The 20,647-nt window shown below is 63.1% G+C and carries 16 protein-coding genes; 9 read left to right on the top strand and 7 right to left on the bottom strand.

The window, feature by feature from the left end; genetic code table 11:
* Window positions 1-21 precede the first annotated feature (21 nt).
* The 3 genes from LNV07_RS24000 (at window position 22) to LNV07_RS23990 (ending at window position 3,339) form a co-directional block, all read left to right on the top strand.
* Window positions 22-237 (top strand): hypothetical protein, encoded by a 216-nt coding sequence (locus LNV07_RS24000; protein WP_263573731.1) that lies wholly within the window; start codon window positions 22-24, stop codon window positions 235-237.
* A 158-nt stretch (window positions 238-395) separates the two neighbouring features.
* Window positions 396-1,997: a M20/M25/M40 family metallo-hydrolase gene (locus LNV07_RS23995; RefSeq protein ID WP_263573730.1), complete on the top strand. Its 1,602-nt coding sequence runs from the start codon at window positions 396-398 to the stop codon at window positions 1,995-1,997.
* A gap of 4 nt (window positions 1,998-2,001) precedes the next feature.
* Window positions 2,002-3,339, top strand: coding sequence for a M48 family metallopeptidase (locus tag LNV07_RS23990; protein ID WP_263573729.1), 1,338 nt, complete (start codon window positions 2,002-2,004; stop codon window positions 3,337-3,339).
* Between the two features lie 8 nt (window positions 3,340-3,347).
* On the opposite strand, the gene LNV07_RS23985 is transcribed toward LNV07_RS23990, so the two are convergent.
* Genes LNV07_RS23985 through LNV07_RS23970 form a run of 4 tightly spaced genes read right to left on the bottom strand, consistent with a single transcriptional unit; the run spans window position 3,348 to window position 6,790 of the window.
* The gene (locus tag LNV07_RS23985; protein WP_263573728.1) at window positions 3,348-3,698 is read right to left on the bottom strand and encodes a DUF3147 family protein; all 351 of its coding nucleotides are present in this window, start codon (window positions 3,696-3,698) and stop codon (window positions 3,348-3,350) included.
* Between the two features lie 14 nt (window positions 3,699-3,712).
* Complete coding sequence (locus LNV07_RS23980) at window positions 3,713-4,153, bottom strand: GNAT family N-acetyltransferase (RefSeq protein ID WP_263573727.1); 441 nt, start codon at window positions 4,151-4,153, stop codon at window positions 3,713-3,715.
* Window positions 4,154-4,159: 6 nt separating this feature from the next.
* Window positions 4,160-5,971 (bottom strand): DUF885 domain-containing protein, encoded by a 1,812-nt coding sequence (locus tag LNV07_RS23975; RefSeq protein WP_263573726.1) that lies wholly within the window; start codon window positions 5,969-5,971, stop codon window positions 4,160-4,162.
* A 60-nt stretch (window positions 5,972-6,031) separates the two neighbouring features.
* Window positions 6,032-6,790: a class II aldolase/adducin family protein gene (locus LNV07_RS23970; protein WP_397545599.1), complete on the bottom strand. Its 759-nt coding sequence runs from the start codon at window positions 6,788-6,790 to the stop codon at window positions 6,032-6,034.
* Window positions 6,791-6,948: 158 nt separating this feature from the next.
* On the opposite strand from LNV07_RS23970, the gene LNV07_RS23965 reads away from it, so the two are divergent.
* The 4 genes from LNV07_RS23965 (at window position 6,949) to LNV07_RS23950 (ending at window position 16,001) form a co-directional block, all read left to right on the top strand.
* On the top strand, window positions 6,949-9,180 hold the full coding sequence (locus LNV07_RS23965) for an ATP-binding protein (protein ID WP_263573724.1): 2,232 nt from the start codon (window positions 6,949-6,951) through the stop codon (window positions 9,178-9,180).
* Between the two features lie 175 nt (window positions 9,181-9,355).
* The gene (gene ptsP / locus LNV07_RS23960) at window positions 9,356-11,884 is read left to right on the top strand and encodes a phosphoenolpyruvate--protein phosphotransferase (protein WP_263573723.1); all 2,529 of its coding nucleotides are present in this window, start codon (window positions 9,356-9,358) and stop codon (window positions 11,882-11,884) included.
* Window positions 11,885-11,921: 37 nt separating this feature from the next.
* Window positions 11,922-13,700, top strand: coding sequence for a PTS glucose transporter subunit IIBC (ptsG, locus tag LNV07_RS23955; RefSeq protein WP_263573722.1), 1,779 nt, complete (start codon window positions 11,922-11,924; stop codon window positions 13,698-13,700).
* A gap of 39 nt (window positions 13,701-13,739) precedes the next feature.
* The gene (locus LNV07_RS23950; protein WP_397545598.1) at window positions 13,740-16,001 is read left to right on the top strand and encodes a glycoside hydrolase family 3 C-terminal domain-containing protein; all 2,262 of its coding nucleotides are present in this window, start codon (window positions 13,740-13,742) and stop codon (window positions 15,999-16,001) included.
* A 20-nt stretch (window positions 16,002-16,021) separates the two neighbouring features.
* Here LNV07_RS23950 and LNV07_RS23945 read toward each other — a convergent pair whose 3' ends face one another.
* Window positions 16,022-16,510, bottom strand: a complete 489-nt coding sequence (locus LNV07_RS23945) for a cache domain-containing protein (RefSeq protein WP_263573721.1) — start codon at window positions 16,508-16,510, stop codon at window positions 16,022-16,024.
* 100 nt (window positions 16,511-16,610) lie between these two features.
* Here LNV07_RS23945 and LNV07_RS23940 point away from each other — a divergent pair, with 100 nt between their 5' ends.
* Together LNV07_RS23940 and LNV07_RS23935 are read left to right on the top strand one after the other, a co-directional pair.
* On the top strand, window positions 16,611-17,216 hold the full coding sequence (locus LNV07_RS23940; RefSeq protein WP_263573720.1) for a DUF2242 domain-containing protein: 606 nt from the start codon (window positions 16,611-16,613) through the stop codon (window positions 17,214-17,216).
* Between the two features lie 111 nt (window positions 17,217-17,327).
* Window positions 17,328-17,813: a GNAT family N-acetyltransferase gene (locus tag LNV07_RS23935; protein WP_263573719.1), complete on the top strand. Its 486-nt coding sequence runs from the start codon at window positions 17,328-17,330 to the stop codon at window positions 17,811-17,813.
* Here the strand turns inward: LNV07_RS23935 and LNV07_RS23930 are convergent.
* Together LNV07_RS23930 and LNV07_RS23925 are read right to left on the bottom strand one after the other, a co-directional pair.
* Window positions 17,781-19,202: a GTPase/DUF3482 domain-containing protein gene (locus tag LNV07_RS23930; RefSeq protein WP_263573718.1), complete on the bottom strand. Its 1,422-nt coding sequence runs from the start codon at window positions 19,200-19,202 to the stop codon at window positions 17,781-17,783. The genes LNV07_RS23935 and LNV07_RS23930 overlap by 33 nt on opposite strands.
* On the bottom strand, window positions 19,195-20,628 hold the full coding sequence (locus LNV07_RS23925; protein ID WP_263573717.1) for a DUF2868 domain-containing protein: 1,434 nt from the start codon (window positions 20,626-20,628) through the stop codon (window positions 19,195-19,197). The genes LNV07_RS23930 and LNV07_RS23925 overlap by 8 nt, the downstream gene beginning before the upstream one ends.
* Window positions 20,629-20,647: the final 19 nt, after the last annotated feature.

Raw genomic sequence — 20,647 nt, 5'->3', positions numbered from 1 at the left:
GTCATTCCTCTCGGTGTCACCATGCCTCTTTATTGCATGTCCTTGCTGGCCGATCAACAGCGGCATTGCTTCGCCTCGACCTCGGGCATTCACCCCGTCCAAGCCGCGTCGCTGGGTATTGGCCCTGGCCACCTGCCTGTAGGTGCGGCCATTGCGGGCGTCAACCGCGCGCGCCAGCCCCTCACCACGCAGGTAGCAACCCTTACGCCCTCACCCGAGGCTGCTCCAAGCGCCTGACGAAAACCCTCTCTCTCGTCCTTCTACCGCGCTCTAACATCCGGCGGTCCTTGCTTACCAGCCGGGGCAACACCGAACGGGCCTCCACGCTTGGCCATCCAGCCACCGGCGTCGCAGGTCGGCCCGAATCAGACAAAAACCTACAGGGAAAGAATCACATGCGTCGTCATCCAAAATTTGGCGCTCTGGCCGCCATCGCTGCCGGATTGTTGTTGGCCGCCAGCCCCGCCGCCCAGGCCGGCGAGAAGGTCTGGATCAGCCTTGGCGACGCCGCCTTTGCCCAGCTCAAAAAACATGCGCCCGCCAGCATTGCGGTCGCGAGCACAGCGTCGGCGCAAAGTGAGCCGGTGACGGCAAAGTCGGGCCGCGTGGCCGGCAAGGTCGCCAGCAAGGTCGAAACCATTCACTTGGTCGAAGTTGACGAAGATCTGCTTGCCGCTTTGTCCGGCTCGGTACACGAAGAGCTGAACCGCTGCGGCGGTTTTATGTATCACCCGAACAAGCAGGCTGGCCTGGCCAATCTGCAGTCGCACGCCATCGTCGCTAACCGGCCATCGCGAGTGACCCGCCCCAGCTATGTGATTGACGAGCAGGCGACGCTGACACCGCTGTTGGCGCAGATGCAATCCAGCAATATTGGCCAGACCATACTGGATCTGTCCGCCTTCACCAATCGGTATTACAAGACCGCCGGCGGCGTCAGCGCCTCAAGCTGGTTGACGCAGCGCTGGACCAATATCGCCGCCGGGCGCAGCGACGTCACGGTGGAGCAATTCAGTCACCCGAACTGGGCGCAAAAGTCTGTCATCCTGACCATTCGCGGCAGCGACAACGCCCGCGAAGTGGTGGTGCTGGGCGCGCATCTGGATTCGATCAACAAGAACGGCACCACCGAGACCACCATCGCTCCGGGCGCCGACGATGATGCATCGGGCGTGGCCAGCCTGACCGAAATTCTGCGCGTGTTGATGAACGCTAACTACAAGCCCCGGCGCACGCTGAAGTTCATGGCCTATGCCGCCGAGGAGGTGGGTCTGCGTGGCTCGCAAGAGATCGCCCAGAACTACGCAAGTTTCGGCGTCAATGTGGTCGGCGTGATGCAGCTGGACATGACCAACTATATGGGCTCGCCCAAAGACATTTACATCTATACCGACTACACCGACGGCGGCCAGAACGACTTCGTCACCCGCTTGATCCAGACCTATCTGCCGACCTTGCAGATTGGCAGCGACAAGTGCGGCTATGCCTGCTCGGATCATGCCTCGTGGAATGCGCAGGGCTTCGCCACATCGATGCCGTTCGAGGCCGCCTTCACCCAGGACAACCCCTTCATTCACACCGCCAACGACACCTATGCCAACAGCGGCAACCAGGCCGAGCACTCGCTCAAGTTCGCCCGCATGGGCCTGGCCTACGCGGTGGAGTTGGGCACCGATGGCCCCGGCACCGCGCCGCCACCGGACAAGGTCGAATCCTTCAAGGGCAGCCTGGCCTTGAACGAGAACAAGAGCTTCGGCCCCTTCAAGGTCAAGGCCGGCGGCTCGCTCAAGGCCAGCACGGTGGGTACCGGTGACGTTGATGTGTATGTCAAGATCGGCGCACCCGCCAGCAGCGGCAGTTATGACTGCAAGTCCGATGGCGGCAGCTCGACCGAGAGCTGCAGCGTCAACGTTGCGGCGAACGGCGATGTCTACGTGCAGCTGATTGGCTACAAGGCCAGCAGCTATCGTCTGGACGTCAGCTACAGGCCGCAATAAGGCCATGCGCGCGAAGCTGCTCAAGCAAGGTTTCGGCGCGCTGCTGGCGTTTGGTCTCTTGACGGGAGCTGGCGCCGCGCCCGCCGAGGCAGTGACAGTAACGGCGGCGGCGCCCGCCCTGGCAAAGTTCCACATCAGCGCGGTCGAGCCCGGCTGGCAGGCCGGCTTGCCGCGCGACGCCGAGGCCGCGACGCAAGCCTATCTGGATCGACTGCCGGCCGACGTGGTGGCGCGCTCGAACGCCTACTTCGAAGGTGGCTACTGGTTGCAGCTGTGGAACTTGCTGCTCGGCTTGGCTGTCGCCGGGCTGATGCTGCGCGGCCGCAGCTCGGCGCGGCTGCGCGACTGGGCCAAAGGCGTTGGCCGCAAGGCCTTTGCGCGTGACGCAATCTATGGCTCCGTCTATATGCTGGTGGCCTGGGCTTTGTCGCTGCCGCTGACGATCTACCAAGGCTTTGTGCGCGAACATGCTTACGGCATGGCGACGCAGACCTTTGGCCCCTGGTTCGGCGAACAGCTGATCGGTTTGGGCGTCTCGATGCTGATAGGCGGCCTGGTCGTGGCGACGTTGTATGCGGTGATACGCCGCGCCGGCGAGCGCTGGTGGCTCTGGGGCACGCTGACCTCGACCGCGCTGCTGGCCGTCATGCTGCTGCTCGGGCCTATCCTGATCGAGCCGCTGTTCAATACCTACAAACCGGTCGAAGACGGGCCGATCAAGGCCGCCGTGCTGAAAATGGCTAAGGCCAATGGCGTGCCGGCCGACAATATTTACGAGTTCGACGCCTCACGCCAGACCACCCGCGTCAGCGCCAATGTGGCCGGCCTGTTCGGCAGCGCGGCGGTGCGCCTGAATGACAATTTATTGCGGCGCAGTTCGGAGGCCGAGATACGCGCGGTGATGGGCCATGAGCTGGGTCATTACGTGCTCAACCATGTCGTCAAGATGCTGATTGAAATAACCCTGCTCTTGCTCGCAGGCTTTTTGTTCACTCAATGGGGGATGAACAAGGTCTTGTCGCGTCATGGCAGCGACTGGGGCCTGGGCGGTGTCGGCGATGTGGCCGGCTTGCCGCTCTTGCTCGCGCTCTTTTCGGTATTCATGTTTGTGGGCACGCCGCTGATCAACAGCATGAGCCGCAGCGCCGAGATGGAGGCGGACTACTTCGGCCTGAACCTGGCGCGTGAACCGCACGGCATGTCCGAGGTGCTGCTCAAGCTGGCGGAATACCGCAAGCCCGATCCCGGTCCGATGGAGGAAATCATCTTCTTCGACCACCCCAGCGCCCGCACCCGCATCCATGCGGCGATGCGCTGGCGCGAGGCGATGGGCACGCCTTGAAATTCATCTCAAAGTAACTCGATCCCGAAGCGGCGCATGATCAGCGCGAAGGCGCCAAAGCAAAGCACCGTGAAGACCGCACTGAGGGCCAAGCTGATCCAGAACCCCAGCCGCGGCAGCAGCCACGGGAAGAGCAGAAACATCGGCAGCGTCGGGATCACATACCAGAAGGTGTAGCGCGCGTGGTTGGCGATCTTCTCCATCGGCTGCTTCTCCAGCTGCAGCCAGATCAGCGCCAGCAAGGTGATCAGCGGCAGCGCGGCGATCAGGCCGCCGAGCTTGTCGCTGCGCTTGGCGAACTCCGACACCGCCACCACCACGGCCGCGCTGAGCAGGTATTTGATGATCAGCCAAGCCATCTTGCTGTTCCTGCCTAGACCGGGGCGCGCAACGTGTAGAACACCTCGACGGCGTCCTTCATCTCGCCGCGCGTCCAGCCCTGCGCGAGATAGAAGCGGTCGGCGCGCGTGTTGGCTGCGGTGCCCAGCGTCACGGTTGGGTGCCCCTGACTGAACAGCCACTCGGTGGCCAGCTTCAGCAAAGGCGCGCCCGCTCCGAGGCCCTCTTTGTCCGGGCTGACAAACAAGGCCCAGATCGAGCCATCGGCCATTTCGGCGTAGGAAAAACCGATGATTTCGCCGTCCTGCTCACAGACCCAACCGCGCCCCAGCCGCTCCAGATAGTCCTCATACATCTGCGTCGTCACCCGCGCCGGGTTGTTCAAGACGTTCTCGCGTACGGCCAGGCGAATCGCCGACATCGCGGGGATATCGGCCGTCGTGGCCGCTCTGAATTGCAAGCTCATGTTCTTCATCAACTTCTACTGTCCCAACATTAATTTTTGCACCATGCGCACCGGCGCGCTGCCATGGCTGAGGAATTCCTCGTGGAAGGCCTTCAACTTGAAGTCGCTCCCTTGCTTGGCCTTGAGCGCCTCGCGCAGCGCCAGGATTTCCGAGAAGCCGGCGAAGTAACTGCTCAGTTGGGTGGAGCTGACCTGCGCCCGGTGCCACTTCTCGGTCGCCTCGGTATGCGACTGAAAGGCCTCACGCTGCAGCAGATTCATCGCCTCGGCCTCGCTCATCCCCAAGACATGCACGCTGTAGTCGAGGATCGCATTGCTGACCACGCGCAAATTCCATTTGGCATACATCAGCCCCATTTCGGCGCTTGGTTTGCCGTCGACCGCGCCCCAACCGCTTTCCATCATCATGCGTTCGGCATAGACCGCCCAGCCTTCGACCATCGCGCCGTTGCCGAACAAGGCCTTGACCTTGGAAGGCGATTTGTTCGAGTAGAGCAGCTGCACGTAATGACCAGGAATCGCCTCATGGATATTCAAGACCTGCAGCACCCAATGGTTGTATTCACGCAGGAAGGACTCGGCCTGTTCGGGTGTGTATTTGTCCAGCGGGTCGACGTTGTAATAGGTGACGCCCTTGGGGTCCATCAAGCCGGGCGCGCTGATCGAGGCACCGGCCACGCCGCGCATATAGGTCGGCGTCTCGCGCACCACCAGCGGCCGGCTTGGGTCCAGCGTCAACAGATCATGTTCGACCACCCACTTTTCCAGCGCCGGTATCTGCGCCTTGATGTCCTCGACAAAACGCTCCGGCGCCACATGGCGTTCGGACAACTTGGCGATCACGCGGGCGATCTTGTCGGAGCGATCGGCCGGCACCGCTTCGCCGGCCAAGCACTGCGGCCAGAGCTGGTCGGCGTAGGCGCTCATGCGCTGCAACAAGGCCTCCTTCTCGGCAAGGGCGCGCTGGTACAAGGTCTGAGCATCGACGCTGGCCTGGATCTCGTAGGCAAACTTCTGCTCGAACAAGGCCTTGCCGAGGCGGAAGCTGCGGCCCGCGCCGGCCTGGGCTTTTTCGATCTTCTGCAGCCCGGCAATGAACTCCTCCAATGCACTCAGCGCCTTGGCGTTATGTGCGGTGATCGCGGCAGCCTCGGCGGGCTTCAAACCAGCTTGCTTTATCGCCCTTGGAATGTCATCGCGAAACAGGCTCAGCGCGCCACTGTTCTGCTCGATCGCCAACTTCAAGTGCAAGGGGCTGGGTTCGCTGAGTTTGGCCAGCGCCGCCTGGTAATAGGCCGGCACCTGGCGCAGGCGCTGGTCCATCAGTTTGAGCCGTTGCGGCAGCGGCGCGAAATCGGGCTTGTTGAGCAACTGGGCGAAGGGGTCGGCGACGTTGTACTCGGTCGGGTCCCAGCGGTCGCTGCGCAGCTCGGTCAGGCTCCAGCGCAGCGCTTGCAGATGGTTGTCAAGCAAGAGCAGGTCGCCGGCTTGAGCGGCACTCAGGCCGGTGTTTTTGTTCAGGCCGGCGAGGCGTTGCAGCCATTGCTCGGCAAAAGCCAGCTGCTGCTTGCGCAGCGCTTCGGTCGGCGCCGGCAAGCGGGCTGCTTCGGCATAACGGCCGGCCGCGACGGCGGCGTCGGGAAACATTCTCCAGTAAGCCGCCAAGAAGGTGTTCACCTCGGCATCAAAGCTCGACAGGGGCGCCGCGACTTGTGGCCGCAGCGGCGCGGCCTCTTTCGCCTGTGCCCCTGGCGCAAGCGCCCCCATGCCGAACAGAAGCAGGGCGGCGGCAGAAGCCTTCAAGCGGGGGAATGGTTGGCGGGTCATGTGCTGAAGCGGATCGTCGGAAAAACGCAGATGCTAGCTCACCGGCCGCCGCCGCCCGCCTCAGGTCCGGTAGCCGGGATCAAGCCGCTCCGCCTTGCGCAACAAGGAAGGCCAGACAAAGCTGCCACCCAAGCCGCCAGTCTGCACCTTGAAGGCCTGCGCCGTGCCGGCGACGATGCGCGGGTCCACCTGCGTCAGCTCAGTGCCGCCGGATTGCGCGCCAATCTGGATCTGGCAGGCGCTCTCAAAGGTGTACATGGCCAAGAAGGCATCGGCGATGGTGCGGCCCACCGTCAGCAAGCCATGGTTGCGCAGCACCAGGAAGTTGGCCTGCCCCAGATCGGCCTGCAGGCTGGGCTTTTCTTCCGGCCGGAAGGCCACGCCTTGATAGCCGTGATAGGCGAGGGAGGCCAGCACAAAGGTCGACTGCTGGCTGATGGGCAGAATGCCGGCGGCTTGCGCGCTGACCGCCACCCCGGCGCGGGTGTGTGTGTGCAGCACGCATTGCACATCCTCGCGGGCCTCGTGGACGGCGCTGTGAATGACAAAACCGGCCGGGTTGACGGGGAAGGGGCTGTCGATCACCTTGTTGCAGCCCTCATCCACCTTGACCAGACTGGAGGCGGTGATCTCGTCGAACATCAGGCCGTAAGGGTTGATCAAAAAGTGGCGATCCGGGCCGGGCAGGCGCGCACTGATATGGGTGAAGACCAGATCGCTCCAGCCGTAATGCGCGACCAGGCGGTAGCAAGCGGCCAAGTCACAGCGCAATTGCCACTCTTGCTCGCTGACCTTTTCTTTGATCGAAGAAATGTTCATGAGTCGCCTCTGCATGATGTTGTGCGCCGCCTATTGTGCTCGGCGTCTTGCCTTGGTCGCCAGAGGTTTTCGCTAGTTTTGCCACGCTTGGCCGAGCGCTTCTGCTATCGTCTCCAACCAGTGGCTTGCTGCAAGGTTCTCAGTATGGTGGGTAAGAATTGATCGGCGCGAACATACTCGACAGGCTTGCAAGGCGGCGCCGTGCCGGTCAGGTGTTGAGCATTTTTGTGCTGCTCACGTCGGTCGGCATCGTGGGCCAAACTTGGTGGGCAATTCGCCAAGATAGGCAACTGACGATCGATGCTGAGCGGCAAAGCGGCTTGATGATCGCTCGCTTGCTGGAAGAGCATGCGAGCCAGCACCTGACCGTGGCGTCGGCCAAGCTCGAGGCGATAGCCACCTTCGTCTCCTTGGCCTCGCTGACCGACAGCGAGATCGATTCCAGCGTTCAGAACATCATTGACGAACAGCTGAAGATCAGTCGCGGGGCCAACGCACTGCAGTTCGTCAATTTGCATGGCAAGCGCTGGACCAGCATGATGGATTTCCCACCCTGGGCATATGCATTGGAGGAGCGTAGCTACATCCCTCTCCTGCTGGAGCATCCAGAAAACCATGGTTTGATTTTTGGTCGCCCGCTAAAACGCTTCATCGATGGCGAATTGATCCTGCCGTTGGCCCGCAATCTGTTTGACCGCAGCGGCCGCCATATCGGCCTGATCAGTACCGAGATCAATGTTGACTACTTCGGCGGTTTTTACGCCAGCGTAGCCAAGAACAATCAGGCGATGGTGCAACTCATTGCCGATTCCGGCTTCGTGGTCGTGCGCTCGCCGGCCGATCCCCGCTCGGCCCAGCTTGATCTGGCCTCCAACCCGACATTGAAGGCCTTGCTGGCCGGGCCGATCGAAGGCTCGGTCGAGGATGCCGGATTGTTGGTCGACGAGCGCCGACGCCTGCTCAGCTACCGAAAGATTCGGGGCTTCCCACTGATGATCGGGTTTGGCCGCGACTTTGACTCCGTCCTCGCCAACTGGAAGGCAAGAGCCTGGGACCAGGCGCTGTTCTCCGGCGTTTTCATTGCCTTCAACCTGCTGCTGAGCTACTACCTCTTGTTGCACATGCGGCGGGTGCAAGCATCGGAAGGTTTGCTGCGCGAAAGTGAATCCAAATTCGTGGACTTGTTCCAGCGTTCGCCTGTGCCCCTGGCGCTGATCTTGATTGATGGTCATGAGGTGGTGGAGGCCAACGACGCCTTGCTGACCCAGTTCGCCTATACGCGAACCGAATACACAGGCAAGTCACCGCTGGATGCAGCGCACTGGCAGAGCGCGCAATGCCGCCAAGACTTCCTCGGCTTGCTCGACCGGCAACTAGGGGCCGACGGTTTCGAGGCCCAGATGCTGCGCCAAGATGGCAGCCTCTTCACCTGTCTGCTGGCAATGCGAACGATAGATTCGGGCGGCCGCCGAGTTGGCATCGTATCGGTCATCGACATCAGCCGGCAGCGCCAGGTGGAACAGGAGATTCGAGAGCTGAACGCCGAATTGGAACAACGCGTATCGCAGCGCACCCTACATCTTGAGCAAGCGCTGGCCACCGTCAAGAATATGCAGGGGGAACTGGTGCGCTCGGAAAAGATGGCCGCCTTGGGCTCGCTGGTGGCCGGCATTGCGCATGAGCTGAACACGCCGATCGGCAATGGTCTCACCATGGCCAGCACCATTGAGGCGCACAGTCATGACTTGCTGGGCGAATTTGAATCCGAGCGGCCCCGCCGCTCGCGCATCACTCCGCTCTTGGAGTCGATACAGCAAGGCGCCGACATTTTGGTGCGCAGCCTGGAGCGCGCCGCCGCGCTGATCTCCAGCTTCAAGCATGTGGCGGTTGACCAGTCGAGTGACCAGCGCCGGGACTTTGATCTGAAGGCGACCATCGAGGAACTGGTGCTGATGCTGGCGTCAATGTATCGAGGTCTTCACCGGGTCGAACTGGATCTCAGCACGGGCGTGCAAATGAACAGTTATCCCGGTGCATTGACCCAGGCACTTACCAACTTCATCAGCAATTCGGTCGCCCATGCGTTCCCAGAAGGCAAGGGCGGCGTCATGCGCATCAGCAGCCGCTTGATGGCAGAGGGGCAAGTCGAGATCGTCTTCAGCGACGACGGCTGCGGCATTGCCGCCGCCGACCTTGAGCATGTGTTCGAGCCGTTTTTCACCACCAAACTTGGCCAGGGCGGCTCGGGCCTGGGCATGAGCATCGTCTACAACCTCGTGACCGGCGTGCTGGGCGGCAGCATTTCTTTGTCCAGCAGCGTCGGCAGCGGCACGCGCCTGCACCTGGTGCTGCCCTTGAAAGCGCCGACGCTGAGCGGGCCAAGCGACTAAAAGCGGGCTTGCGGGTAGCCACGACTTGACCGCAGGTCAGCAACTGCGACAATAATAATGAAAGCGCTTTCAATGCTTGAGCACCTGCCTGCTTGAGCCTTCGAAAGAAACGCGGCTGCCGGGACATTTCATCGGCCAGCAATAGCTCTGAGACAAGCCCGGAACCCGCCACGACATGCACCGTCCTGAACCCAAACAATTGCGCCTTCTAGCCCCGCTCTCGGGGGTGTTGCTGCCACTCGAACAGGTGCCCGACCTCGTCTTCGCTCAAAAAATGGTCGGCGACGGCATCTCGCTGGATCCCACGTCCGAGGAACTGCTTGCCCCGGTCGCGGGCAAGATCACCCAGCTGCATGACGCCCATCACGCACTGACGATCTTGACGGACGCGGGGCCGGAGATCTTGCTGCACATCGGTGTGGACACCGTGCTGCTCAAGGGCGCGGGCTTCATGCCCTTGGTCAAGCTGGGAGATCACGTGCTGGCGGGTCAGGCCCTGATCCGCTTTGATGCCGACGCCGTGGCGCTGAGCGCGCGCAGCCTGCTGACCCAGATCGTTGTCGCCAATGGCGAAAGCGTGAGCCGCCTGACGGTTGCGCGCGGCAGGGTCGTGGCCGGCCGGGACACGCTGATGGTGTTGGACTTGGCGGCTGCCGCCCGCCCGCAAGTCGAGGCCAGCCTGGGCAGCAGCGTGCGTTCGGACATGGTGTTACTGCCCAACCCTGCGGGCTTGCACGCCAGACCCGCCGCCGTGCTGGCCGCGGCGGCGAAAAAGTTTGTCGCCGATACGCGCTTGGTGCGCGGCGCCGAGGCGGCCAACGCCAAGTCGCTGGTGGCCATCATGGCGCTTTCCACCCAGGCGGGTGACGCCGTCCACATCCAGGCCAGCGGGCCGGATGCCGCTGAAGCGGCCAAGGCCTTGGCGCAGTTGCTGGCGCAAGGCTGTGGCGAGGCGGTCGGGGATGCACCAGCCGCCGCCGCACCCGTGCCGGCCCCCTCGGCGGCGCGGGCGAGCCCCGCATCGCTGCACGAACTGCTAGGTGTCTCGGCCTCGCCCGGCTTGGCGGTGGGCCATATCGTGCAATACCGTGTCGCCGCGATCGCCGTGGCGCAAACCGGCGGCTCGCCCCAGCACGAACGCGCTCGCTTGGAGGCGGCTTTGCATGAGGCCGGTCAACAACTCGAAACGCTGAAGCTCGCGCTGGCCGACCCGGCCAAAGGAGAGATTCTTGCTGCCCACCAAGAGCTGCTTGAAGACCCCGATTTGTTCGACGCCGCCATCGTCGGCATCAGCGCCGGACATAGCGCAGGCTACGCTTGGCGCGATGCCTTTGGCCGCAGCGCGGGCCAGCTTGAAGCGCTTAACAACGCGCTGCTGCGCGAGCGCGCCAATGACATCCGCGACGTCGGCCGGCGCGTGCTGGCCCTGCTGGCCGGGGTGGCGCAGGCGGCCATCGTGGTGCCGGAAAATTCCATTTTGATCGCCGAGGAATTGAGCCCGTCGGACACCGCGTCGCTGGATCGCAGCAAGGTCTTGGGCTTTTGCACCACCACCGGCGGCGCCACCAGCCATGTCGCCATCCTCGCCCGTTCGCTCGGCATTCCGGCCATCTGCGGCATCGCCGCCAATGCGCTGCTCTTGGCCGAGGGCAGCCAGGTATTGCTGGACGGCTCCAAAGGCATTTTGCATAGCGCGCCCAGCGCCGACGAGGTCGCCGGCGCGCGCAAGCGCATGGCGCAACAGGCCGAGCGCCGCGCCGAAGAACTGGCCCAGGCCGCCAGCCCTGCCATCACCCTGGACGGCCATCGCATCGAGGTCGTGGCGAATGTGCGCAACGCCGCCGACACGCGAGAGGGCGTCGCCAACGGTGCCGAGGGCGTCGGCCTGCTGCGTTCCGAATTTCTCTTTGATGAGCGCGAAACAGCCCCCAGCGAGGACGAGCAAGCGCAGGAATATTGCGCTGTGGCCGAGGCATTGGGCCCGAAGCGCGTGTTGGTGATTCGCACGCTCGATGTCGGCGGCGACAAGCCCCTTTCCTATTTGCCCTTGCCCAAAGAAGACAACCCGTTTTTGGGCTTGCGCGGCGTGCGCGTGAGTCTGGCGCAGCCGGCCATGTTCCGCACCCAATTGCGCGCGATCCTGCGCGCCGCAGGGCTGACGCAGTTGCACATCATGTTTCCGATGATCGCGACGCTGGAGGAGTTGCGCGAAGCCAAGGCGATCTTGGCCGAGGAGCAAGCGACGCTGGGCGTGGCTGAGGTCAAGGTCGGCTTGATGATCGAAGTGCCGTCTGCCGCGCTGTTGGCCGAGCAATTCGCCCGCGAGGCAGATTTCTTCTCCATCGGCAGCAATGACCTGACCCAGTACACGCTGGCGATGGACCGGGGCCACCCACAACTGGCGAAGAAGGCCGACGGCCTGCACCCCGCCGTGCTGAAGATGATTGCGCTGAGCTGCGAGGGCGCGCGCAAGCAGGGCAAATGGGTCGGCGTATGTGGCGGCCTGGCCTCCGACGCCATGGCCGTGCCGGTGCTGATCGGTCTGGGCGTTACGGAGCTGTCGGCCTCGGTGCCCGCCATCCCCGCGATCAAGGCGCAGGTCAAGCGGCTGTCGCTGGCCGCCTGCCAAGCGCTGGCGCAAGAGGTCTTGCTCTTGGCTACGGCCAGTGAAGTGCGCGCCCGTTTGGCGGCATTCGCCGAGTAACTGAATTAGAAAAACGACAGATAGAGAGACTTCAACCATGTTTCAAAATGCTTTTTCCGTGCTGCAAAAGGTCGGCAAGTCGCTGATGATGCCGGTCGCGGTGCTGCCCGTGGCGGGCTTGCTGCTGGGCCTGGGTGCGACCGATTTCCACACCAGCAATACGCTGGCTTTGGCAATATTGCTGCTGATGAAGAGCGCCGGCGATGTGATCTTCGGCAACCTGCCGCTGATCTTCGCCATCGGCGTGGCGCTGGGCTTTACCGAGAACGACGGCGTGGCGGCGATTGCCGCCACCATCGGCTTCCTCGTGATGACGGTGACGCTGGGCGTTATGGCCGGCATTCTGGGGCTCAAGCCCGACATGATCATGGGCCTGCCCTCGATTCAAACCGGCGTCTTTGGCGGCATTTTGGCCGGTGGCTTGGCGGCGATGATGTTCAATCGCTATTACCGGATTTCGCTGCCGGCCTACCTGGCTTTCTTTGCCGGCAAGCGCTTCGTGCCCATCGTGACGGCGCTCGGCGCGATTGCTTTGGGTGCCGTTTTGTCCATCGTCTGGCCCCCCGTCGGTGGCGCCATCAAGGCGTTTTCGCATTGGGCGGCGGTCAGTGACCCCACCACCGCAGCGACGACCTATGGCTTCTTCGAGCGCCTGTTGATTCCCTTCGGCCTGCACCACATCTGGAATGTGCCCTTCTTTTTTGAAATGGGCTCCTTCACCGATGTCAGCGGCAAGGTCGTCAGCGGCGACATCAACCGCTTCTTTGCCGGCGACCCGACGGCCGGCATTCTGGCCGGCGCCTTCCTGTTCAAGATGTTCGGCCTGCCCGCTGCGGCGATCGCGATTTGGCACACCGCCAAGCCCGAGAAGAGGCTGGCCGTGGGCGGGATCATGCTGTCGGCGGCGCTAACGTCTTTTTTGACTGGCATCACCGAGCCGATTGAATTTGCCTTCCTGTTCGTGGCTCCGGTGCTGTACTTCCTGCACGCCTGCCTGGCCGCTTCGGCGCAGTTTGTCGCCAACAGCCTGAACATGCATATGGGCTTCACGTTTTCGCAGGGCGGCATCGACTTTTTGATGTTCAACGTGATCGGTGGCAAGGCCCAAAACGCCTGGTATGTGTTTGTGCTGGGGCCAATCTACGCGGCCATCTATTACGGCGTGTTCCGCTTTGTGATCGTCAAGTTCAATCTCAAGACACCGGGGCGTGAAGACGAGGTTGAGGGCGCGGCAACGCCAGCCGCCAGTGCCGGCCAGCATGGCCGGGCGCTCGATCTGGTGCTGGCCTTTGGCGGCCGCAGCAATATCGCCAGCCTGGATGCCTGCATCACGCGGCTGCGCATCGCCGTCAAAACCCCCGCCATGGTCGACCAGGCCCGGCTCAAGGCGCTGGGCGCAGCGGGCGTGGTCGTCGTTGGCAATGGCGTTCAAGCGATTTTTGGCCCCTTGGCGGAGAACCTCAAGGGCGAGATGGAGGACTATCTCAAGGTCGCCGGGGCGGAGGCCGAAAGTCCGGTTGCAGCCGCCACACCAGCACCCCAAACCGTTGCCGCCGCTGCCGCTGATCTGGCCATCGCCCCCTGGGTGAGCGAAGCCGCGACGCCGCTGCTGGTCGCCTTGGGCGGCAAGGCCAATCTGCACAGCCTGGAAGCGGTGGCCTACACCCGCCTACGCGTGCAGCTGACCGACGCCGCCAAGTTTGACGAAGCGGCCGCCATCAAGGCGGGTGCCACGGCCGTGATGCGGGTCAGTGCGAATACCTTGCACCTGATCGTCGGCAGCGACGCGGCCCAGTTTGCGCGGGCGATGCAATAAGCAAGCCGCGCTTTGTTAATCAATTCTGAGAAATTCACCGTGACGTTTTCAAAAACCACCCTCGCTTTGGCCATCGCCTGCACGCTCTGCGGCACCGCCCATCAGGCAGTCGCTGCCGACCCGGCCAAACCTTTCACCGTGTTGACGGGCGCCTGGAGCAACCGGGCGCTCGACCCGGATCAGCGCAGTGCTTTGTTATTGGCGCAGATGACCCAAGACGAAAAGTTGAAGCTGGTCATTTCCCATTTCGGCAGCGACTTTGAGCCCAAGGGCACGAAGAAGCATCCCAAAGCCTTGCCGCATTCGGCGGCCTATGTGGAGGGTGTGCCGCGCCTGGGTATTCCCGATCTTTTTGAAACCGATGCCGGCATCGGCGTGGCCACGCAAGGCTCCGGCAAGGCCGCGCCGCGCGAGCGCACGGCCTTGCCCTCGGGCCTGGGCACCGCCGCCACCTGGAACCGCGAACTGGCCTTGCAGGGCGGCGCGATGATTGGCGCGGAGGCGCGCGCCTCCGGCTTCAACGTGATGCTGGCAGGTGGCGTCAATTTGCAGCGCGAGCCCCGCAACGGCCGCAACTTTGAATACGCGGGTGAAGACCCTTTGCTGGCGGGCACCATGGTCGGCCTGCAAATCAAGGGCATCCAGTCCAACCACATCGTCTCGACCCTGAAGCACTTTGCCGTCAACTCGCAGGAGACCGGCCGCTTCGTGCTCGATGCCCGCCTTGACGACGCCGGCGCGCGCATGTCGGACCTGTTGGCCCTGCAATTCGCGATGGAAGTGGGCGATCCCGGTTCGGTGATGTGCGCCTATAACCGCGTCAACGGCGTCTATGCCTGCGAGAGCAATTACCTGCTCAAGGAGGTGCTGAAACAGGACTGGGGCTTCAAGGGTTATGTGATGTCGGACTGGGGTGCCGTGCACAGCACGGTGGCGGCGGCCAACAGCGGCCTGGACCAACAATCCGGCTGGGAGTTTGACGCCAGCCAGTACTTTGGCGGCGCACTCAGAGAGGCGGTGGAAAACGGCGCGGTAGCCCAATCGCGGCTCGACGATATGGTCAAGCGCATCTTGCGCGCCCTGTATGCCACAGGCGTCATGGATCACCCGGTCGCCGAGGGCGGCGCCATCGACTACGCCGCCCATGCCTTGGTGAGCCGCAGCGATGCAGAAGAAGCCATGGTGCTGCTGAAGAACAGCAAAAAGCTGCTGCCGCTGAATGCCAATGTGCGCAAGATTGTGGTGATAGGCGCGCACGCGGATGTGGGCGTGCTGTCCGGCGGCGGCTCGTCGCAGGTCTACCCGGTCGGTGGCATGGCGGTGCAGGGCTTGGAGCCCTCCTCTTGGCCCGGCCCGGTGGTGTATTTCCCCTCCTCGCCGCTGGCGCATATCCGCGCCCAGGCGCCCAAGGCCGATGTCACCTTCCACGATGGGCGCGATGCAAAAGCAGCCGCCCGACTGGCCGCCGGTGCCGACGTGGTGCTGGTGTTTGCCGACCAATGGATTGGCGAAGCCAACGACGCGCGCAGCCTGAGCCTGCCCAACAACCAAGACGCCTTGATCGCCGCCGTGGCAGGCGCCAACCCGAACACGGCGGTGGTGCTACTCACGGGTGGCCCGGTCACCATGCCCTGGCTGGATCAGGTCGGCGCGGTGTTGGCGGCCTGGTATCCCGGCAGCAGTGGCGGCGAAGCGATTGCACGGGTCTTGTTCGGGGTGGTGAACCCGTCGGGCCGCTTGCCCGCCACCTTCCCGGCGGCCGAAAGCCAGCTGCCGCGTCCGCTGCTGGACGGTGACCGCGAGAACGAACACAAGCGTTTCAGCGTCAACTATTTTGAAGGCGCCAGCGTCGGCTACAAATGGTTCGACGCCAAGGGCCTCACGCCGCTCTTCCCCTTCGGCTATGGCCTCTCTTACACCAGCTTCGGCTACTCCGATCTCAAGAGCGAGGTCAAGGGCGGCAATTTGCATGTGAGCTTCAAGGTCAGCAACAAGGGCAGCGTCGCCGGCAAGGAAGTCGCGCAAATCTATGTGGCCCCGGTCAAGGGCGGCTGGGAAGCGCCCAAACGCCTCGGCGGCTGGGACAAGGTGGATTTGGCGCCCGGTCAAACCAAGCAGTTGAGCCTGGTGGTGGACCCGCGCTTATTGGCGATGTTTGACAGCAAGAGCAAGCGCTGGCGCGTGGCGGCGGGCCAGTACGAGGTCATGCTGGCCCAGCATGCCGGCGACACCCAGGCCAGCCGCGTGACGGTGAGCCTGCCCAAGCGCACGCTCGATGCGCGTGGCAAGGATGTCAAGTAGGCCGTCCCTGTAAGGCCGCCTTACTTATAGATGCCGGTGCCCAGGCACAGATCGGTATTGCCGATCCGCTCCACATAACCGGCCTTGTCTTCCATCTGCTTGCTGACCGGGTTGGGCCAACGATAGTTGACCCAACCACGGCCTTCTGGCGTGGCGAAGCAGACACGCACAAATTCGCGAATCAGGTAGACGCCATCGACGTCGCGCATATCGAACTTATTCGTCCCTCGAATGCGCGGGTTGATGCCGTGGACAACTTGAAAACCCTTGGGGTCGACCGAGTACAGATACAGGTCGCCATGCTTGTTGATGTCGCTCTTGCTGTTGAATGGGCTGTTCGGGTTGTTGAACTCGATGATCGATTTTTCGAGCCCATTGGTTTTCAGATACTCCTGCGCCTTTTTCAACAGGGCAACCGCCTCCGCAGACGAGCTCTTGGGTTCATTGGCCATGCCGGCACCGGCTGCGCTCAGCAACAGGCCGATAAGCAAGGTCTTGCGGAGAATCATGATGCACCTAGCTCCTTCAATTTATTGGATCTTGATCCTAGCTCGGGGGGACCATCAACGCTTGCCAGGATAATGGCGTTTCAATGGCTAATTCTCAGCGATGACTGGACTTTTTTCTCACCCTGCTGTCACCTGCGCTGGCCGCGCTGCCTTTGCTGTTTGCGTTTGCCTGCTGGCCGGCTGCGGCATCAGCGCTCCGTTCCCGGGTAAAGGCGAGCGGGCCTCCCACGCACAGGTCTATCAGAACGAGAACTTCCATGCCGACGAAACTTTCTCGCGCCTGTTTGATGGCCGCGTGGAGGAAACCTGCGAGGCTGCCCGCCGCGCGCTCTTGAGCCAGGGCTATCTGATCACCGACACACCCAAGGGCCGCATCACCGGGCGCAAGCATTTTCAGCCCGAGGGCGAGGTGCATGTGGAGATCAGCTTCAATGTGGTCTGTGTGCCGGACGGCCAAGGCGACGCGCTGACCACCGCCTTCGTGTCCGCACAGCAAGACCGTTACTCGCTGAAAAAAACCCCCAACTCGTCCAGCATCGGCGTCAGCGCCATCGGCTCGATCTCGCTGCCGCTCTCGTCCTCGGATGACTCGCTCGTCAAGGTCGCCTCGGAGACGATCCCTGCCGGCGCTTTTTACGACCGCTTCTTTGCGCTGATGCAGCGCCAATTGGGTGAACGGGCCAGCGACCGCACGGCGGATAAATAGGTCGCCCTGGTTGTTGCCCAGAGGCCCTGACGCAGCGCCATGACTTTAGGCGCCCGCCGCCGGAGCCACAACAATACGGTTGATCGACCGCAGCCCCTCGCACCACGCCTCATGATCAACGTTCGTGACTTCCAAGCCGGCGACGAAGCCGCCACTTTTCCGGTGTTCTTTTCGGCCATCCACGAGGTCGCATCGGCCCATTACAGCCCCGAGTTGATCGAAGCCTGGGCGCCGCACGACACCGACCCACAGCGCTGGGCCCAGCGCATCCAGGGCATCAAGCCCTTTATCGCGATGCGTGGCGGCGAGATGGTCGGTTATGCCGATCTGCAAGACAACGGCTATATCGACCATTTCTTTGTCTCGGCACGCGCCCAGCGCATTGGCGTGGCCAGCGCCTTGATGCGGCGCATCCTGCAGAGCGCCGCCGAGCGCGGCATCCTGCTGCTGTATTCGGACGTCAGCCTCAGCGCCCAGGGCCTCTATCAGCGCTTTGGTTTCGTCATCAAGGAACAGCAGACATTTCTATTCCGCGGCTTGGAGATGAGCAATGCCCGGATGGAGTTACGCCTTGCCCTTGGTGCCGGGCAAATTTGATCCGGCGAGAATTTCGGCCAAGACCTCGCTCAATGCCACGCCTTGTTGATGGCGACGGGCCGCTTCGCCGCCGGCAAGCGGGGCCTTGCCGGCCCAATCCGGATGAGCGCGGGCCACGCCCAGACTCGCCTGCAAGCGAGCCGCTTGCGCTTCGGTAAAACTCAAGTCGGGCTTGACCTGCAAGACTTCAAGCGCGGCGTGACCGCGCCGCTCCAAGGCCAGCAAAAGGGTCAGGTGTTGTGCCGCCAGCAGCAGCAACGCCCGGTTCTCCAGACTCAGCTCGACGATGCCGCGCAGTTTGTTGCTTAGCTGGCGGCCCATTGCGCCGAAGCCTTGCGATGCGACGCCCCCCAAGGCCGCGCCCAGGCTGGCGGCCACGCCTAAGGACAGGCCAGCCAGCGCCACATCCAGCCCCAAGCCGATCGCACCTCCAATCGCCGCGCCCGCGCCCAGGCGCTTGCCTGCCGATTTCAGTGCCTCGGGGTTGAACAGGTCGGACTCCCAGCGCCCGGCAAGAGCCGGCAGGTCTGCGACCTCGGCGCTACCGGGGTCAAAACCGTGCAGCGCCAATAGTTCCTCCATAAGCCTGCGACTGCGTTCCGCGACCTCGCTTTGAAAGGCCCGAATGCTGTCCGCTCGCTGCACCGGATTGGCCAGACTCGCCTTGGCAAGCTGCATTCGAAAGGCAGCCAAATTCAGCAGCAACTCAGACAGCAGGCGCAGACCGGCGGCGCGGCGGGATAAGGCTTCGTTTTTCAGATATTCGGCCACCCGGCTCAAGGCCTCGCGCCGTTCGGGCAGGAGCGCACCGAGGTCGGCATACAAATGCTGCTCGGCGCCGACAAACGGCGCCACCGCATCGAAGCGAACATAGGCGTGCAGGCCATGTCCGGCCAGCAGCCGCCGCCAAGCCGGCTCCTGCGCCTGCGGGTGGCTGACAAAGTTCAGCACCGGCATCAGCGGCCTTGCGCACAGCATCAAGACCTCGATCTCGCTGGCGAACTTGGGCAAGGGGGATTCGCGCGCATCGATCACCAAAAGCGCGGCATCGACCTCGAGCAAGCAGCGCAATACCTTGGCCTCCTGCTCGAATTCATCCTTCGCCGCCGGCCCTCCGAGAAAGGCCTGCAAGCGCTGTTGGCGGCTCAGGCCGGCCTCCAAATGCTGCAGATAGTCGAGCAGGGCGGGCGCGTCCTCAAGACCGGGTGTGTCCAGAAAACGCAGCGCATCGCGGCCATCTATCCGCAAACCCAAGGCCTCGACCTGACGGGTCGTGCCGGGCCGATTCGAGACCTCGCCGAAGTCGCTGCGGCGGGTGAGTGTGCGCAGCAAGGAGGTCTTGCCGGCATTGGTGTGGCCGACCAGTGCCAAAGCGATCGGCTTAGCCATGTTGGCTCACCCCGGTCGAGGCCCAGGCAGCGGCATCCACAGCGGCGTCAAAGACCGCCTCCAGCGGTGGTTCAATCCGGATCTCGGCCAGCCAGTCGCGCCAGCGCTGGGCAGATTCTTGATGCCCTGGCACCGACTCGAGCAGCAGCGCCGAATGGCCCGCGCAGGCAGCGGCGGCACGCAGAAAGCGCTCGGTGGCCCGGTCCGGGCTGGCACCGGCATTGCAAACCAGCAGCAAATGCGCGGGCGCCAATTGCTGCAAGTGCTCCAGGAGCTGACGCTTACCGGCCAAGGCTCCGTCGGTACGGGCCAGGAGTAGGCCATGCTGCCAAGCGGCAATGGCCGGCCAGCCCTGACTATCCGGCAGCTCGAATCCGATCACAGCCAAACCGGCTTGGTGGTCTGTAGCTAAGTGAGTATTTACAGACCTGCCGGCAGCGGGCGACTCGGCATCCAGCACTTGGGCCGCCTGCATCGCGTCGAAACGGGCCATCAAACGGCGCACATAGGGGTCGCTGCCGTCTGCGAGCGCCAGCCCCGCCAGCAAACTCCGGGCGCGCAGGCCGCTCAAAATCACCAGGACGAGCCGGAGTCCGAGGCCATACACCAAGGTGCAGCCCATCAGCCAGATCGCCCAAGCACGGTGGTCACCATGGCCATCTAGCATATGGTCGACTGCGGGTGTGGCAAAGCCGAAGAGCGCCGGCAAGCGGCCGGTCATATGCGCAAAGCGGGCAAAGGCCTCGCCGTCAAGAATGGTGGTTTCCCAGCTCAGCTGATAAGACAGGAAAGAGAAGGCCATCAGCAGGCCCAGCAGCGTGAACACAAAAGCCAGCGACCAAACCAGATGGGTCATCAAGCCGAACAGCCAAGCGCTCAGGCCACGCGAGCGACCCATCACTTCGAGCGTGGCCTGCAAGAGCAAGCGACTGGCCTGACCGCCCAGACCGGGCAGACGCGTACTCAAATTTAGCAAGCCTTTTGCCAAGCCACCCCCTGAGCCGCCAAACAACAAAGCCAAGAACCACAAGAGCAAGCTCAGAAAATGCGGGCCCAGCACAGCGACCAAGGCGGCCATCGCATTGATGCGCCTGTCATGTCCCACCACGCTAAGGACCAGACTGTAGGACAGCACGGCAACCAGGAAGGCGGCCAGCAAGGCCACCACGGCCAAGCGCTCGCGCCCGCCGGCCAAGGCTTGTTCGATACCGAGTTGCGGGGCCAGCCTGTCGGAGCGGGTCAGCAATCGCTCTTGTATTCCCTCATGGGCGGCATAGGCTGCGCGCATCGCCTGCACATCGTCAAGCGCTTGCGTCTGTTCGGCGATGCGCACCGCCTGAAACTGGATCAAGCGCGCCAGCCTGCCGGTGGGCGGGGCTGCCGGCGTCACAATTGCCGCCGCTGCTGCGTCTTTAGGCAAACTCAAACTTCACTCCCCATATGAA

It is taken from the genome of Roseateles oligotrophus (genome assembly GCF_025717515.1).
In the GTDB taxonomy this organism is placed as follows: Bacteria; Pseudomonadota; Gammaproteobacteria; order Burkholderiales; family Burkholderiaceae_C; genus Paucibacter_A; species Paucibacter_A oligotrophus.
Note: the sequence above shows the minus strand (reverse complement) of the source record. Positions and strands in the feature narration are given on the sequence as shown.